15 protein-coding genes are annotated in these 16,781 nt (G+C 67.6%); 9 read left to right on the top strand and 6 right to left on the bottom strand.

Translation table 11 applies throughout. The annotated features are described in order from the left end of the window. Positions 1-14: 14 nt before the first annotated feature. From FND50_RS01210 to FND50_RS01200, 3 genes are read left to right on the top strand one after another with little or no spacing between them, the layout of a single operon-like run. Positions 15-1,712: an alpha/beta hydrolase gene (locus FND50_RS01210; RefSeq protein ID WP_144284471.1), complete on the top strand. Its 1,698-nt coding sequence runs from the start codon at positions 15-17 to the stop codon at positions 1,710-1,712. A gap of 33 nt (positions 1,713-1,745) precedes the next feature. Then, positions 1,746-2,192 carry a MaoC family dehydratase gene (locus FND50_RS01205; protein WP_054246618.1) on the top strand — a complete coding sequence of 149 codons (447 nt, stop codon included), beginning with the start codon at positions 1,746-1,748 and terminating at the stop codon, positions 2,190-2,192. Further along, positions 2,189-3,019: an alpha/beta fold hydrolase gene (locus FND50_RS01200; protein ID WP_144284470.1), complete on the top strand. Its 831-nt coding sequence runs from the start codon at positions 2,189-2,191 to the stop codon at positions 3,017-3,019. The genes FND50_RS01205 and FND50_RS01200 overlap by 4 nt, the downstream gene beginning before the upstream one ends. A 21-nt stretch (positions 3,020-3,040) precedes the next feature. Here the strand turns inward: FND50_RS01200 and FND50_RS01195 are convergent, their stop codons facing one another. The 4 genes from FND50_RS01195 to FND50_RS01180 all read right to left on the bottom strand — a co-directional run bounded on the left by FND50_RS01195 (position 3,041) and on the right by FND50_RS01180 (position 6,094). Beyond that, positions 3,041-4,756, bottom strand: a complete 1,716-nt coding sequence (locus tag FND50_RS01195) for an alpha/beta-hydrolase family protein (RefSeq protein WP_144284469.1) — start codon at positions 4,754-4,756, stop codon at positions 3,041-3,043. Between the two features lie 129 nt (positions 4,757-4,885). Further along, positions 4,886-5,263 (bottom strand): SHOCT domain-containing protein, encoded by a 378-nt coding sequence (locus FND50_RS01190; protein ID WP_144284468.1) that lies wholly within the window; start codon positions 5,261-5,263, stop codon positions 4,886-4,888. Positions 5,264-5,339: 76 nt separating this feature from the next. Next, positions 5,340-5,789: a DUF6325 family protein gene (locus FND50_RS01185; RefSeq protein ID WP_005237957.1), complete on the bottom strand. Its 450-nt coding sequence runs from the start codon at positions 5,787-5,789 to the stop codon at positions 5,340-5,342. Between the two features lie 80 nt (positions 5,790-5,869). Continuing rightward, positions 5,870-6,094 carry a three-helix bundle dimerization domain-containing protein gene (locus FND50_RS01180; RefSeq protein WP_037204034.1) on the bottom strand — a complete coding sequence of 75 codons (225 nt, stop codon included), beginning with the start codon at positions 6,092-6,094 and terminating at the stop codon, positions 5,870-5,872. A gap of 218 nt (positions 6,095-6,312) precedes the next feature. Between FND50_RS01180 and FND50_RS01175 the strand changes: the two genes are divergently transcribed. Genes FND50_RS01175 through FND50_RS01155 form a run of 5 tightly spaced genes read left to right on the top strand, consistent with a single transcriptional unit; the run spans position 6,313 to position 12,397 of the window. Then, positions 6,313-6,711 (top strand): hypothetical protein, encoded by a 399-nt coding sequence (locus tag FND50_RS01175; RefSeq protein WP_144284467.1) that lies wholly within the window; start codon positions 6,313-6,315, stop codon positions 6,709-6,711. A gap of 25 nt (positions 6,712-6,736) precedes the next feature. Continuing rightward, complete coding sequence (gene ppk2 / locus FND50_RS01170) at positions 6,737-7,591, top strand: polyphosphate kinase 2 (protein ID WP_144284466.1); 855 nt, start codon at positions 6,737-6,739, stop codon at positions 7,589-7,591. A 27-nt stretch (positions 7,592-7,618) separates the two neighbouring features. After that, entirely contained in the window at positions 7,619-10,378 is a 2,760-nt protein-coding gene (locus FND50_RS01165) for a cation-transporting P-type ATPase (protein ID WP_144284465.1), read from the top strand. A 10-nt stretch (positions 10,379-10,388) separates the two neighbouring features. Then, positions 10,389-12,104 (top strand): SulP family inorganic anion transporter, encoded by a 1,716-nt coding sequence (locus tag FND50_RS01160; RefSeq protein ID WP_144288948.1) that lies wholly within the window; start codon positions 10,389-10,391, stop codon positions 12,102-12,104. 26 nt (positions 12,105-12,130) lie between these two features. Then, on the top strand, positions 12,131-12,397 hold the full coding sequence (locus FND50_RS01155; protein WP_005257658.1) for a hypothetical protein: 267 nt from the start codon (positions 12,131-12,133) through the stop codon (positions 12,395-12,397). Here the strand turns inward: FND50_RS01155 and FND50_RS01150 are convergent. Continuing rightward, the gene (locus tag FND50_RS01150; RefSeq protein ID WP_144284464.1) at positions 12,364-13,713 is read right to left on the bottom strand and encodes a diacylglycerol kinase family protein; all 1,350 of its coding nucleotides are present in this window, start codon (positions 13,711-13,713) and stop codon (positions 12,364-12,366) included. The genes FND50_RS01155 and FND50_RS01150 overlap by 34 nt on opposite strands. Positions 13,714-13,845: 132 nt before the next feature. Beyond that, positions 13,846-15,876 (bottom strand): phage holin family protein, encoded by a 2,031-nt coding sequence (locus FND50_RS01145; RefSeq protein WP_144288947.1) that lies wholly within the window; start codon positions 15,874-15,876, stop codon positions 13,846-13,848. A 34-nt stretch (positions 15,877-15,910) separates the two neighbouring features. Here FND50_RS01145 and FND50_RS01140 point away from each other — a divergent pair, with 34 nt between their 5' ends. Beyond that, a complete protein-coding gene (locus FND50_RS01140) occupies positions 15,911-16,693 on the top strand; it encodes an MBL fold metallo-hydrolase (RefSeq protein WP_144284463.1) in 783 nt (260 codons plus the stop codon). The last annotated feature ends 88 nt before the right edge of the window (positions 16,694-16,781 follow it).

Raw genomic sequence — 16,781 nt, 5'->3', positions numbered from 1 at the left:
CCGAAAGCACAAGCGTGAGCGACACTCCCCTCCCCACCATCCCCGACGAGCTCACCGCTCCCCTCGACCTTCTCCTCACCAGCGGAACCCGCGGCGTCGCCGCCCGCATGCTCCCCGACAGCTCGTGGACCCGTCTCGGGGTCGGCCTCGCCGGCCGGCCGGGTACCGTTGCCCGGCGCGGCGGCGCCCTCGTCCGCGAACTCGGCGCCATCGCCGTCGGCACCTCGGATCGAACTCCCGCGAAGTCGGACAAACGCTTCGGCGACGCCGCGTGGCAGCAGAATCCGGCCCTGCGCCGGGCGATGCAGGCGTATCTCGCGACGTCGCACACCGCTGCTGCCCTGCTCGACGACGCCGAACTCGACTGGCGTGACCACGAACGGATGCGGTTCGTCCTCGACAACCTCGTCGAAGGCCTGTCCCCCACCAACAATCCACTCCTCAGCCCGCTGGGCTGGAAGGCAATGGTGGACACGGGCGGCCTCAGTGCGGCACGCGGAGTCCGCGCGCTCGTCCGCGACATGCTGTCCAAACCTCGCGTGCCTGCCATGGTCGAACCCGACGCATTCGCCGTCGGGGAGGACGTGGCTGCGACGAAGGGTGCCGTGGTCCTGCAGACCCGCACGTTCGAACTGATCCACTACACGCCGCAGACCGAACAAGTCCACGCCACACCACTGTTGATCGTCCCGCCCGTCATCAACAAGTACTACATTCTCGACATCGCACCGGGCCGCAGTCTGATCGAGTACCTCCTGCAGCAGGGTCAGCAGGTCTTCGCGATCTCCTGGCGCAACCCCCACGCCCGGCACCGGGATTGGGATGCCGACACGTACGGCGCGGCGATCGTGGAGGCGCTCGATACGGTGCAGTGCATTGCCGGAACCGACAGCGCCCACTTCCTGGGCACCTGCTCGGGTGGGATTCTCGCTGCGATGGTCGCGGCACATCTCGCCGAGATCGGTGAGGGCGACCGCATCGCCGGCCTCACCCTGGCCGTCACCGTCCTCGACCAGACCCAGGCCGGCACCGCGGCTGCCGTCATGAGCGAGCGCGCCGCCGCGGCCGCGATCCGCGACTCGGCCGCCAAGGGCTATCTCGACGGCCGCACCCTCGCCGAGATGTTCGCCTGGCTGCGTCCGACCGACCTGGTCTGGCGGTACTGGGTGAACAACTACGTGCAGGGCCGGGCTCCCGCCGCCTTCGACGTGCTGTTCTGGAACTCCGACACCACCCGCATGGCGGCGGCACTGCACCGCGATCTCGTCCTGCTCGGACTGCGCAACGCGCTGACGACGCCGGGCGCGGCGACCATGCTCGGCACACCCGTCGACCTGGCCACCGTGACCGCCGACGCGTACGTCGTCGGCGGCTCCGCCGACCACCTCTGCCCGTGGCAGTCCACCTACCGTAGCGCTCGCCTCCTCGGCAGCAAGGACTCCCGATTCGTGCTGTCGTCGAACGGTCACATCGCCTCGCTCGTGAACCCGCCGGGCAATCCGCGAGCGTCCTTCCGATTCGGGCAGCCCGCCCCGGAGACTCCGGACGAGTGGCTGGCCGCAGCGGAGACCGCACCGGATTCGTGGTGGCCCGACTACGCCCGTTGGCTCGCCGAGCGCAGCGGACCCGACATCGACGCCCCCGGCGGCCTCGGCGCCCGGCGGTTCCCCCCGCTCGGGCCCGCCCCGGGCACCTACGTCCACCACAGCTGACCCGCTCGACACCACAGAGGGACATTCCTACCCATGCATCTCACACAGCCCACCGAACTCCTCGGGCTCGTCGGACAGACCATCGGAACCACCGGCACGCTCAAAATTGCGCAGGATCAGGTGAATCTGTTCGCCGACGCGACCGGGGACCACCAGTGGATCCACACGGATCCCGAGCGCGCGGCCCGTGGCCCCTTCGGCGGCACCATCGCGCACGGCTATCTCACGCTGTCGCTGGCCCCGAGCATCCTCGCCGAAGTTCTCACCGTCGACGGCGTGCACGCCGCCCTCAATTACGGCCTGAACAAGGTGCGGTTCCCGGCGCCCGTTCCCGTCGGTTCCGCGCTGCGCGTCACCGTGTCCGTGATCGCCGCTCAACGGAAACCGGCCGGCATCGAGGCAGTCTTCGGGTTGACCTACGAGATCGACGGCGGAACGCGTCCGGTGTGCATCGCGGACGTCGTGGTGCTCTACACGTGAGCGTGACCGAATTGTTCGGTGGGCGCGACCGGTTCGACGACAGGGTCGTTCCGGTCGGCGGTCGGCGGATCCGGGTGCGGATCCGCCGCGGGACCGGTGTGCCCCTGGTCCTGTGCAACGGCATCGGAGCCGGCCTGGAAGTGCTGGACCCGCTTGTCGCCGCAATGGATCCGACAGCGACGATCATCAGTTTCGACGTGCCCGGCACCGGGGGTTCGCCGGCATCCCCGGTCCCGTACGGGATTCCCGCCCTCGCGTGCGGCCTGAGCCGCCTCCTCACCGAGATCGGGGTCGACGTCGTCGACATCCTCGGCTTGTCCTGGGGCGGAGCGCTGGCCCAGCAGTTCGCCCTCCAGAACCCTCGGCGCTGCCGGCGCGCCGTCCTCGTCGCCACCGGGACCGGGGCCCTGATGATTCCGGGCCACCCGCGTGTGCTCGCGAAGATGCTGACTCCGAGGCGGTTCACCGACACCGGCTATGCGGCTGCCATCGCCGGCGACCTGTACGGTGGCACGGCGCGCCTCGGCGGTGAAGCCGTCGCGCGAGTCTTCAGAAAACAGATGCACACGGGCTCCCGCATCGGTTATCTCCATCAACTCCTCGCGGGAGCGATGTGGACGAGCCTGCCGATACTTCCGCTCATCCGGCAGCCCACCCTGATCGTCGCGGGCACCGACGACCCGATCATCCCCATCGCCAACGCCCACATCATGAACGCGCTTCTGCCACACGCGACCCTGCACCTGCACCTCGGCGGTCACCTCGACATCGTCACCAACGCAGCCGATCTCGCGCCCGCTGTCAGCTCCTTCCTCGCGGCGCCGTAGCCGTCGGCGCACGCGAGGAGGTCAGCCGTCCTCCCCCATCTCGGCGAGCGTCGTCCGCAGGCGATCGTTGTCTGCCGGGGTCCAGCCGTCGGGCGACAGGATTGCGCTCCACGCGTCGGCGATGTCGACGACGTACGTGTGTCCGTGCCCGTCGGGAACACCCGTCGACACCGCCATGTCGGCCGCCACCTGAAGAAAAGTCACGAACGGGAACCACTGCGTGCTGTCGAGGACGTCGTAGCCACGGTCCTCCTTCAGCCAGTCGGGCTCGCTCAGCAGGAGTTCCGGTGACCACCAGACAATCGGGTCCGATGGGTGTTGGAGGTAGACCATCCGTGGCCGTCCCCACGGGGCGTCGGGGCGTGGCAGGTCCTCCGGTGCGCGTGCTCCGAAGCGGACGGTCCCGCCCTGCTCGTAGATCGGCAGCCATTCGGGCGAGCCCGGATCGCGGTTCGTGGTGACGTCGGTCCATATCTCGTTCGCATTCGGCGGCCCCGTGAACAGCACACCGTCGGTACGGGCCTCGACATCGTCGACACTGCCGAACGCACTTTCGCCCCCGAAGGATCCGAGACTCTCTCCCATCACGACGAGTTTCGGACGAGTTTCCGGTGGCAATACCTTCCACTTGTCGTACACAGCGTCGAACAATGCCTCCCCGGCCTGGTGGGCACGCTCCTTGTCCACCAGGAAGGACAGCCAACTCGGCAGATAGGAGTACTGCAATCCGACCATCGCGGTGTCGCCGTTGTACATGTACTCCAGCGATGAGGCGAGACTCTCGTTGATCCACCCCGTACCGGTGGTAGTGGCCACGCCCACCACCGCACGATCGAACCCGCCGGCGCGTTCGAGTTCGTCCGCTGCCAGCTGGGCGTTCCCGCGGATCGAATCGCCGCCGCTGGCCAGCCCGGCGTACGTCCGGATCGGCTCCACCGCGGGCCGCCCACCATTGAACGCGGACAATTCTTCGACGGTCGGGCCACGCGACATGAATGAACGGCCCTGCCGTCCCAGCGAATCCCACGTGACGAGCGAGTCCGGTCCGCCCGAACGCAGCGACGACGTCGGCGGCTCGTCACCGGCCTTGGTCTCCTGGTTGACCGCGGCGAACGAATTGTTCAGCCCCGACATGATCACGCGCACTGCGGCGCCGTTGACGAGTGCGAACAACAGCGCCACCACCAGTACACCGATGGCCGTCGCCGAGATCCGCCGCGGCACCACCCGGCTGATCTTGCGTTCGACCCACCGCACCGCCCGCAGCAGCACCCGGGCCAGCGCCACCAACCCGACGTAGATCAGCACCGCCACGACCACCATGACGAGATAGCCGAACCACGGGAACGGTGCGGCGCTCATGATCGCCCGCAACTGCGACTGCCAATCCCAGAACCACACCAGTATCGCCACGGTTCCGACGATTCCGATCACCGACGCCACCCGGCGCACCATTGTCTTCACACGCGTGGGCGCCTCCCGCTGCACGAGGTAGCGGACCAACTTGGAACCGAGGAATCCGATGGCGTAGCCGAGCGCCGCCGACACGCCGGTGACCAATCCCTGGAAGAACGGACCGCGCGGCAGCAGTGTCGGCGTCAACGACAGCCACACGAACAGGACCGCGACCACCAGCCCCCCGAAGGCATAGCGGTCCGGAAGCCAGCGGCGATACCCGGGTGGCCGGGCGGGACCGGCTTCGCGCTCGGGTGCACCATCGATTACATCGTTCGGCACCTGGCAAGCGTAGCCGCCACGGAGTCGCTGTCGACAGCAATCCGCAATCACACCACGTCCGGTGAACACCGAAGCCCACCTGGGATGTTCGCATTCGGACAAGTCTGCCCGGCCGACCGCCGGCGGGCGCTACGCCAGTGTCTTCGTCTTGATCGCCTGGAACTCGGCGTCGGTGATCGCACCGGAATCGAGCAGCGCCTTGGCATCCGTGATCTGCTGAGCCGGAGACTTTCCGGCGACGTCCCGGATGTAGGTGTCCTGCGCTTGCCTGTGTTGCTCGGCGGCGGCCATCGACCTCTTCGCCATGCCGTCGCCTCGGGCGATCACGTACACCAGTGCCGACAGGAAGGGAACGACGAACAGCAAGAGGATCCAGATCGCCTTCACCCACCCCGACGTCTCGCGGTCCCGGAACAGGTCGGAGATGATCGCGAACAACACGGACAAGTAGGCCGCGAAGGCGAAACAGACGAAGATGAACCAGAAGAACTCCCAGAAGCCTTCCATTTTCGACGCTCCGTCCACTCGGTGTTCCGGTCAGGAGGCCAGGACTCTGGCCTGGCGTGAGGTGCTCCTCGAAATCTCAACTAGTGGCGTCGAGCGTGTCGAGCGCGGCCAGAATTCCCTGGACGGGGATACGGCCCGAGGCCACGAGCTGCGCGCCCTCGCGCCGGAGGGCGGAGGCGAACGGTGCGGCCCAAGTGTTCTCGTAGACGAGAATGGCCCCGGAACAGCCCGGGGCGAGGACGGCAGCCGCATCCTCGAGGTCGGTTCGGTCGATCAGACCCGTAGTCGCCTCGGCGAACACCGTCACGTCCACACCGCCCTCGAACCCGAGGTCCTCGACGGCGATACCGGCGAGCGATCCGTCGGCTTCCTTGCGGACGAAGACCAGATCGAGCACTCGGATGATGTTTCGTTCGACCAGGTCGATGAGAAGGGGCAACGCCGATCCGTCGGGTCTCCGGTCGGCAGGGAACTCCACGACGAGATAATCGATGGGTCCGAGTTCGTCGAAATCGGTGTCGTTCACTGCAGGACCTCTCTTCTGAAGACAGCAGCGACAGCCGCACACGCCGTCGCCCTAGCATTACCCAGCCCACGACGACACCGCTAGAGCACAATGTCACCTACGGCCGGCACCGTACTGTCGGCAAGCTCGCGTCGGGCCCCCTTCTCCACCAAGAGCGGGACGAAGTCCCGGATCCTGCAGTCTGTGAAGCGCTTGTGAACGGTGCGCACGGCGTGCTCGATGTCCACGGGTGAGACGGACGGGTACCGAGTCATCAGGCGTTCGATGACCTGCTCGACCTGAAGCAACTCGTCGTCACCGATCATCGACTCATCGTCGTCCCGCTGCGAAGCCATCGTCAAGACACGAAATGGCCTCTCGAGCAACTCGGTTCGGTGTCGAGACCGTGAATATTCAGGACTCTGGGATCAATCAAGTATCCGGAGCACTACCCGGAAATACCGTTTCACAACTAATACGACGCGGAGACGGCGGACAATGGAGCTACCGGGCCGCCCGGCTCGCGGTAGAGAAAGGGACGGTCATGTCCGAGACAACGTCGGTCAAGCAGGGCGTCGCTGCAGGCACGTCGATCGGGGCAGCCATCATCATGGTGACCGTGGGCATCATCCAGTTCTGCCAGGGAATCGCCGCGGTCGCCGAGAACGAAGTATTCGTGGCAGGGGTGAACTACGTCTACAAGTTCGACCTGACCACGTGGGGCTGGATTCACATCGTGCTGGGTGTGCTCGTCGCAGCGGTCGGCCTCGCGCTGCTCACCGGTGCGGGATGGGCGCGGGTGTCCGCGATCGTGATCGCAGCAGTCTCCATATTCGCCAACTTCCTGTGGCTTCCGTACTACCCGTGGTGGTCGGTGCTCATCATCGCACTCGACGTCGTGGTGATCTGGGCAGTGTCGACCTGGCAGCCGGCTCGGGTCTGAGCAGTCGGCGGCCGGGGTAGACACCGTGGGAAAGAAGTCGAAACACGACAGGTCCGGGTTCGACCTGCCCCGGCCGGACGGTGCCGAGCCCGCCGTGCCGATGAAGAACAAGATGAAGAACAAGGAGTACCGCCGCTTACTCCGTCCGCTCCACGGCGAACTCGTCGCATTGCAGGAGTGGGTGAAATCGTCGAGCGCCAGGATCTGCATCGTGTTCGAAGGTCGCGACACCGCCGGGAAGGGCGGCGTGATCAAGGCGATCACCGAGCGGGTCAGTCCGCGCGTATTCCGTGTCGTCGCCCTGCCGGCCCCGACCGATCGCGAGAAGTCGCAGATGTACGTGCAGCGGTACCTGCCCCATCTCCCGGCCGGCGGGGAGGTCGTCATCTTCGACCGCAGTTGGTACAACCGCGCGGGCGTCGAACGGGTGATGGGCTTCTGCACCGAGGAGCAAGCGCAGCAGTTCCTCCAACTCGTCCCGGTGGTCGAACGCGCGATCGTCGACTCGGGCGTCATCCTGCTGAAGTACTGGCTGGAGGTGAGCGAGGAGCAGCAGACGCTGCGCCTGCAGAGCCGGATCGACGATCCGCGGAAGATCTGGAAGCTGTCGGACCTGGACCTGAAGTCGTACAGCCGCTGGTACGACTACTCGCGGGCACGGGACGAAATGTTCCACTTCACCGACACCGGTTGGGCGCCCTGGTACGTCGCGGTCAACGACGACAAGCAACGCGGTCGGCTCAACATCATCAGCCATCTGCTGAGCCAGATCCCCTACGAACCCCTCGAACGCCCCGACATCACCTTGCCGGAGCGGCGGGGCCCGCACGGCTACGAGGCGCCGAGGCAACCACTGCACTGGATTCCCACCCCCTACTGAGGATCCGAGCCGAAAGGACGAGCGGTCATGGTCTCGACGGAACCCGCGCAAGCGCAGACGGCCTGGCATGCCCAGGATGCCGACGCCGTCGTGTCCGCGCTGGCCTCCGATCGGCAGGCGGGGCTGACGACCGGCGAAGTAGACGAACGTCGCCGACGGCACGGTCCGAACGAAATCGCCTCCGAGCCGCCGCCGTCGACGTGGTCGATCGCGTTGCTGCAGTTGAAGGACCCCATGAACCTGATGCTGGTCGCGGTGGCCGTGGTCAGCATCGTCATCGGCGAAATCCCGACGGCGATCGTGGTCGCGGTTCTCGTCGGGCTCAACATCGTGCTGGGCACACGGCAGGAAGTGAAGGCGCGCGCCAGCGTCGACGCACTGGCGAAGATGCAGACACCGCAGGCGCGGGTGGTCCGCGACGGCACTCTGACCCAGCTCGACGCCACCGAGCTCGTGCCGGGCGACGTCGTGCAGCTCGAGGCGGGCGACATCGTCCCCGCGGACGGCCGCCTTCTCACGACGGCCACCTTGGAGACCCAGGAGGCGGCACTGACGGGTGAGAGTGCACCCGTCGCGAAGGACCCCCAGACGCTCGGCACCATCGACGTTTCTCTCGGCGACCGCAGCAACATGGGCTTCCAGAACACCTCGGTCACCCGCGGCACCGCCACCATGGTGGTCACGGAGACCGGCATGCACACCCAGATGGGTCAGATCGCGTCGATGCTCTCTGCGGTCGCGCCCAGCAAGTCTCCGCTGCAGCGCGAACTGGACTCGCTCACGAAAGTGCTCGGCGTCATCGCGTGGACTTCGGTGGCGATCATCGTGATCATCGGGGTGATTCGCGGACAGGACGTGACGACGCTGCTGCTGCTCGGCATTTCCATGGGGGTCTCCGCGATCCCGACCGGCCTGCCGACGTTCGTCCAGGCGATGCTGGCCTACGGCGCACGGCAGCTGGCCGACGCCAAAGCCATCGTGAAGAACCTCACGGACGTCGAGACGCTCGGCGCGACCAGCGTAATCAACTCGGACAAGACCGGCACGCTGACGATGAACCAGATGACCGTGCGGTCGCTGTACTTCCACTGCCGGTGGTACACCGTCGACGGTGAGGGTTACGCCAAGTCGGGGAAGATCACCCACGTCGCGGGCGAGGCGGTTCCGGATTTCACACTGCTCGCGTACGGGTTGTGCCTCGACAGCGACGCCACGGTCTCCGGCACCGGAGAGGTCGTCGGCGACCCGACGGAGGCCGCGCTGGTGGTGCTCGCGGCGAAGATCGGTGTCGACGCCCCACTGACCCGGCGGACGTATCCGCGCGTCGCCGCCGTGCCGTTCGACTCCGCGTACAAGTTCATGGCGACGTTCCACCATCTCGAGGTCGATGGCAGAACCCAATTCGTGGAACTGGTCAAGGGAGGGCCCGACGTGGTCCTGGCGCGGTGCACGACCGCCTTCCGGCCGGGCCGGCAGGAGGTGCCGCTCGACGAGGTCCGGGAGGAACTGACGGCAGCGAACCGGACCATGTCCGAGAAGGGGCTTCGCGTGCTGGCCTTCGCGGTCCGCCGCCTCGACGGGCAGGAGGAGGCCGCGGTGGCCGACCCCATGTCCTACGTCGCGGACCTCACGTTCGTCGGCATGGTCGGGATCATCGACCCGCTTCGGCCGGAGGCGATCGAATCGGTGCGCACCGCCCACGAGGCGGGCATCGACGTCCGCATGATCACCGGCGACCACGCGATCACGGCATCCGCGATCGGCGCCGAACTCGGGCTCGGACCAGGCGCGATCGGTGGTGCGGAACTGCAGGCCATGACCGATGAGGAACTGTCGGCCGCACTCCCGCATCTGCACGTGTTCGGCCGCGTCACCCCCCAGGACAAACTGCGCCTGGCCGACATCATGCAGAAGAACGGCGCCGTCGTGGCGATGACCGGGGACGCCGTCAACGACGCGGCCGCGCTGAAGAAGGCCGATATCGGCGTAGCCATGGGCTCGGGCAGCGAAGTCACCAAACAGGCGGGCAAGATGGTGCTCACCGACGACAATTTCGGGACCCTGATCACCGCGATCCGGTTGGGCCGCAACATCTACGACAAGATCGTGTCCTACATCCGGTACCAGATGTCGAAACTGTTCTCGCTGGTGCTGCTGTTTCTCGTCGCGAGCATTTTCGACATCAACGACGGGGTCGCGCTCACCCCGCTGATGGTGCTGTTCCAGCACTTCTTCATCACGCTGTTCCCGGTCGCCGTCATCATGCTCGACCCGCCTGCACCGGATCTGATGAACAAGCCGCCCCGCGACCCGCAGATGCCGATCGCCAACCGGAGGGCGTTCGTACAGTGGCTTGCATACGGCGTCCTGCAGTTCGCCGTCACGCTCGCCGCGATGCTCCTCGCGCCGGGCGAGATGAGCACGACCGAGGCGAACGTTCCCATGACGACGGCGTTCGTGGTGCTGTCGTTCGGTTCCATCCTCGCCGGGCTCGTCATGCGACGCGACCCGGAATCCGGGCTCACCCCACCGATCCTCGGCGCACTGAAGATCCTCTCGATCCCGACCATCGTGACGGTGTTCGCGGTCGAGGCTGGGTTCCTCCAGGACCTCCTCATGACCACGTCGCTGACCGGCGGCCAGTGGCTCGCCTGCCTCGGGTGGTCACTGATCATCCCGATCGTCGTCGAAGCGGAGAAGGCGTTCCGGCGCCGGCGCCACCTCCACTCGGCGCCGCCCGCACCGATGACCGCCCCCGCCGCCGTCGACCCCCAGCGCGCACGCTGAGGCCGTGACCATGTCCTGGACAGGTAGCCTCGCGCAGTTGCCGGGCATCGCGACGGCGCGGGCGTACCACCGCGAATGGCTGCGCCCCGACATCACCGCCGGGCTCGTCCTCACCGCCCTGCTCATCCCCGCCGGGATGGGGTACGCGGAGGCCGCCGGGTTGCCCGCCTACGCCGGCCTCTACGCCACGATCATCCCGCTCCTCGCGTATGCCGTGGTGGGGCCGTCGAAAATCCTCGTGCTCGGCCCGGACTCGTCGCTCGCGCCGCTCATCGCCGCGGCGGTACTGCCTCTCGCCGTGGCCGACGACCCGGAGAGCGCGCTCGCGCTCGCCGGGATCCTCGGTGTCCTCGTCGGCCTCATTCTCCTCGTCGGCGGATTCCTGCATCTCGGCTTCGTGACCGAACTGCTGTCGAAGCCCATCCGGCTCGGCTATCTCAATGCGATCGCGCTCATCGTCGTCGTCGGCCAACTGCCCAAGCTGCTCGGATTCTCCGTCGACGCGTCCGGCCTCATCGGAGAGATCGGGGAGATCGGAAAGTCCGTGGTACAGGGCAACATCGACCCCGTCGCCGCCGCAGTGGGCATCGGCTCCCTCGCCGTCATCATCGGGTTCCGCATCTGGGTGCCCCGCATCCCCGGCGTCCTCGTGGCCGTGGTCGGCGCGATCATCCTGTCCGCCGCACTCGGACTCACCGACGACATCGGGATGGTCGGCGCCCTGCCCGCCGGCCTGCCGCTGCCGTCGTTCGGCGGTGTCGACTGGGGGGACGTGGGGAACCTCGTCGGCCCCGCGGCCGGTATCGCCCTGATCGCGTTCGCCGACACAGGGGTGCTGTCCCGCACGTTCGCCGCCCGGCACGGTGAAGACGTGAACGGCAGCACGGAGATGAAGGCGGTCGGCGTGGCCAACATCGCCGGTGGACTGTTCGGCGGGTTCCCCATCTCCGCCAGCGGGTCGCGGACCCCGGTGGCCGAACAGAGCGGCGCCCGCACCCAACTCGCCTGCGTCGTCGGAGCACTCGCCGTCCTGGTCTTCGTTCTCGTCGCCCCCGGGGTCACCACGTACCTCCCCGACGCGACACTCGGGGCCGTGGTGATCGTCGCCGCCACGGCGCTGGTCGATGTGAGTGGAATGATCCGGATGTGGCGCATGAGCACCGTGGAGTTCGGACTCGCCGTCGCGGCATTCCTCGGGGTCGCTTTGGTGGGCGTGCTGCAGGGCATCCTCGTCGCGATCGGGCTGTCCTTCGTCGCGGTGGTCGCGCACGCCTGGCAGCCGTACCGCACGGAACTCGTCCGGACGACCGACCGCCCCGGCTTCCATGACGTCGAACGCCACCCCGGCGGCGTCCGCATCCCCGGACTGGTGCTGGTGCGCTTCGACGCTCCCCTCTTCTTCGCCAACGGCGAGATCTTCGACGAATACGTGCGCTCGGTGGTGGCGACAGCGCCGAGCCCGGTCGAGTGGGTGATCGTGGCCGCCGAGCCGATCACCGGTCTCGACACCACCGCCGTCGACGAACTCGTCGACCTCGACACGTATCTCGAAGGGAAGCAGATCCGGTTGGCGTTCGCGGAGATGAAGGGCCCGATCAAGGATCGGCTCATCCGGTTCGGGGTGGGCGACAGGTTCGACGCGACACACTTCTATCCCACCATCGACGCCGCCGTGGCCGCATTCCACAGTCGAGCCGATCACACCGCCGATCCGACCGACGACTGAACCGACCACAGGACGGGGCGCGGCGCATGGATTCCTTCTGGACGATCTTCTGGCTCGGTGCCATCGCCTTCGCGTTCCTGGCGTATCTTCTGCTGCTGTTCGCGATCAGCGCCGACCTGTTCCGCGACCACGGGACCTCGGGGTGGATGAAGGCGTTCTGGGTGTGTTTCCTGCTCCTCGTTCCGTTCGTGTCGGCGCTGATCTACGTGATCCTGAAGAGCGACGGCATTGCCGAACGATCGAGAACCACCTCCCGAATTCAGTCTCGAGGCGCCGACCCGGACGGGGGGTGAGGTCGGAACGCCTTCCGCCACAGTCGAACCCAGTCGAACGATGGTGCAGCGGGACGCACCCCGGGCCTCGTCCTGGGCACCCGCACCCGCAAGGCGTCCGGTTCGATGGTGCACCGCACCGGAGTGCGGAGCAGGAGGGATTCGCCGTCGACTCCCACGGGGATCTCCGGTGTGTCGGCGTCTACGACCACCTCCATCGACGTTTCCTGCGTCAGGCCGCGTACGTTGGTGCGGCGCAGCAGACCGACCGCCTGCCGGGTGTTCGCCACCGACAGGGTGACCGCGCCGAGGACGCCGCGATCGAGACGGTCCCGGCGGCTCAGACCCGCCAGATCACTGTTGCCGTACGGATTGTTGCTCACCAGGACCGCCTGCGGTCCCTCCACGGCAGTCTCACCGATCCGTGCGACCAATCGAGGCCCGCCGTGCCCGGTGAGCAGATCGGGGAGCAGCGTCAGCACTGTCGCGGCCTTGTCGTCGCGGTATGCGGGGCTGCGCACGATCTCGGCGTAGACCCCGAACGAGGCATTGTTGACGAAGGTTCGACCGTTGATGGTGCCGAGGTCGACGCGCAGCTCGACACCGTCCCGGAGTGCGTCCAGCGATCGGGTCGGATCGGCGCGATCGAGTCCGAGATCCATCGCGAAGTGGTTGCGGGTTCCGGCACTGATCACGAGGAACGGCAGGTGGTGTTCGGCCGCGACCGCAGCTACGAGCGCCTGGGTCCCGTCTCCGCCCGCCACCCCCAGCAGATCGGCCCCTTTCGCGACCGCCTGCCGGGCCAGTGCCGTCACGTCGACGGTGGCCGGCCCTTCGAGCAGCACGACGTCGGCGCCCAACTCTTCGGCTCTGCGCTTCAGGTCGAATTTCGCGACCTTCCCGCCACCGGAATGCGGATTCATAATCAGGAACGGGTGCTCCGCGGGCGGGGCAGGGTATTCGGGCATGGTCATCTCCGCACGTCTGCCACGCAAAGCGGCGCGGGCGCAGACGACGGCCAGCAGAGCGAGCACGTACGCGAGCAGCACCACCCACAGCAGGTGCGCGCGGATGAACAGCGTCAGCACGACGATCGGCGCGACGATCGCCACCCCCAGCGAGATCCACCTGAGCACCCCGCGCCGGGTGAGGAACCAGTACAACGCTGCCACCGTGACCACGACGCCACCGGCCCCCACGATGAGCAACGCCACGGTGCCCAGCAACCCGGCGAACAGCACGGGCACCGCCGCCGCACCGACGGCGAACACGAACGCCACACGGGCCCACCACCGCCGGCCACGGTCGCCGGTATCGGGGATGCCTGATCTGTTCACGTGACTACCCCCTCGACGGCGGCGCGCACTTCCTCACAACGGTCCGACTTCCCGTCGTAGTTCCATCTTCCGCCGTGCCCGGAGGCGATCGCAGTACATTGCACGTCTTGGGCTGCGGGTCTTCGCCAGCCGTCAAGGGCCGGTGCCCGATAGGTCGCGTGCGCGCGGTCCCGTCGAAAGATCCCGCCAGCCGACGAGCACCGTGTGCACGGCCTCGGCCCCGCGCAGCGGGTCGGGCGGTGCGGGCAGGTCGGCGGGGTAGATGAGAAACGGAGTACTCTGCGGTCCGCCCATTCCACCGTGCGACCCGACCTGCTCCTCGAACGCCGCGACTTCGTCGGTCTCGGGCCAGTACGCGCCACCGACCATGATGTCGGCAACGTTGTCGAAGGTGTCGGTGCGTCGCACCTTTGCCAGCGCGTCAGGGCCCATCACCGCGAGCGGGTTCTCGCCGGTGACCTCGCCGGTCGTCACGTCGACCTGGCCGTGGGGCCCGAAAACCACGGACCCGCCCGGGGCGGCAACGAGCAGGAAGCCGACCCCGGGATGCTCGCGCAGCCCGGTGAGCAGCCCGGGATGGGCGGCCTCGATGGCATTGACATCGGCGCGGCCGGGCAGGTGCGGGAAGTAGACCAGACCGAGATTGCCGGAGCCGAGCACGATCGGCTCGCCTGCAGAGGCGTGGGCCTCCTCACCGGCAGTCGGCGAATGCACGCTCGCTGCGGCGTAGCCGCGCCCCTCAGCCCCGGGCTGGTGGGAGATGCCGGATTCGCGCTCGTACCAGTGGCGCTTCACCGCCGCCGGTTCGCGCTGTGCGGCGAGCCGGATAACCAACTGCCCCAAAGTTTCCCCGTACCGTTGCAGGAAGGTCGCACCCTGACTCTGCCCGTGATCGGACAGCACGACGACGCGGTAGGGCCGATCGGCCTGCTCCACCACGGCGAGCACCATCTCGACGACGTCGTCGAGTTTGGTCAGCACCGCAAGGGTCTCCGGCCGGGAAATGCCCGAGTGATGCGACACCTCGTCATAGCCGATCAGGTCGACGTAGACCACACTGCGTCCCTTGATCAGATCGCCGACCACCGCGGCGACGGCGACGTCGGTGGCGAGCACGGTCGCGAACGCCCGCACGAACGGATAGACCCCGCCCCGCGGCACCCGCGGCTGGATGTCCTTTCGCTTCTGCCGCAGTGACTGGCGTAGTTCCCGTTGCAGTTCCGCGAACATTCGGATGAACGTGCGCAGCGCGCTCGCCGGGTCGGCGAAATAGTCGCTGTAGCCGGCACCGCCGCCGAGGCGGGCGCCGCGCATGCGACTGACGACGAGCACGTTGTCGTGCGCGCCGCCGGTGAACAGGTTGCCGCGGCTCGCACCGTCGTGCGCCAGCAGGCCGGGAATGTCCGTTCGTTCGAGTTCGCGCTGCTCGTTGTCGGTCGGGTTGCTGAACACCGAAATACGCTCGGTCGTCTTGTCGTACCAGCGAAACGCCGGCACGTTGTGGTTGGAACCGTGCAGCACGCCCAGCTGGGTCGCACCCGTCTGACTGCTCCAGTCGGTGTGCCACGGCACCAGCCGGTGGGTCTCGCGCACCAACTTCGCCAGCCCGGGCGTCACGCCGTCGGCGATCGCACGACGCAGCACGTCGTAACCGAGGCCGTCGATCTGGATACACAACAGCCCCGGGGTCGCGTCCACGAGGGCGGCGTTGCGACGCAACCGGAACCGCTGTCGACGCACCTGCATCAGTCGGTACGCGGTATCGGAGCGGGACGCGATCGCGCCCGACACCACCGAGGTGAACAGCGAGAGCAGCGCCGCGAGGACGAATGCATCGCTCAGCTGGTCCACCGACGCGACCGGTACCAGGTACAGCGTCAACAGCATGATCACACCGCCTGCGAGGAATACCCCGACGAACAGCAGCACCGGGCCGATCCACGACATGAACCGCATCATCACCGGCCACAGCGCGGCGTTGAGCAGGCCGAACACCAACGCGAGCACCAGCGCGGCCGGGAGTGCCGGTAGCGGAGCGAAGCTCGACCGGTCCAGGGCGATGCCGCCGAGGATGCGGTCGAGCACGATGAGCGCGAGCGCCGACGACCCCCACAGCACGAAGAACTCGACGAGCACCCGCACCACGCCGCCCACCGTGCGCATCGCACCGCCTTTCGTCATCTGGAATCGTAAGGGTGTGAGCGCAACGCCGTGGTCGGATGCCGCCGCAGCCGGTGTGCGCTGGCTCGGACATGCCAGCGCGCTGATCGTGGACCGCGGGACGGTCGTCCTGACCGATCCGGTGCTGACCGACCGCGTCGCGCACCTACGTCGCCGCCGAGGTCCCGCGCCGACCGGGCCGCACGTGCGTAACCCGGACGCCGTCCTGCTCTCGCACCTGCACGCCGACCATGTCCATCTGCCGTCGCTGCGGCTGCTCGATCCGGACGTCCCGATCGTGGCCCCGTGGCGGGCGGTCGACGGCCTGCCCGCGCTGCGCCAGTTCGCCGACCGCCTGGTGCTGCTGCGGCCCGGCGACGAGACGAGGATCGGCAAGGTCACCGTGCGCGCCGTGCCCGCCCGACACGACGGACGGCGCTGGCGGCGCGGCCCTGAGCTCGCGCCCGCGATCGGGTATGTCGTCGAGGGGGACCGGCGGACCTATTTTGCCGGTGACACCGACCTGTACCCGGATCTCGCCGACCACGTCGGCCCCGTGGACCTCGCGCTGCTACCCGTCGGGGGCTGGGGTCCGACACTCGGCAAGGGTCACCTCGACCCGTCTCGGGCCGCGGTCGTCGCGCGTCTGGTGGAGGCGGAACTGGCGGTGCCGATCCACTACGGCACTCTGTGGCCGGTCGGCCTCGACGCCGTGCGCCCCCGGCTGTTCTTCGGTCCGGGCGCCGAGTTCGTCCACCACGCCGAGCGGGCGGGTGTCGTTGCGGTGGAGTTGCACCCGGGTGACGAACTCGGCGTGTGAACTCGGTTGCCCTGAAACCCTGACGGTCGACGGGTCTTTGCGCTCCGGAGTACAAAGACGGCCAATGTGCTCTGGTCGGCTCCGCGAT

This window comes from Rhodococcus sp. WB9 (assembly GCF_007558985.1).
GTDB lineage: Bacteria > Actinomycetota > Actinomycetes > Mycobacteriales > Mycobacteriaceae > Rhodococcus_F > Rhodococcus_F opacus.
The sequence above is the reverse complement of the archived record's forward strand: the minus strand, read 5'-3'. Positions and strand labels throughout refer to the sequence as shown.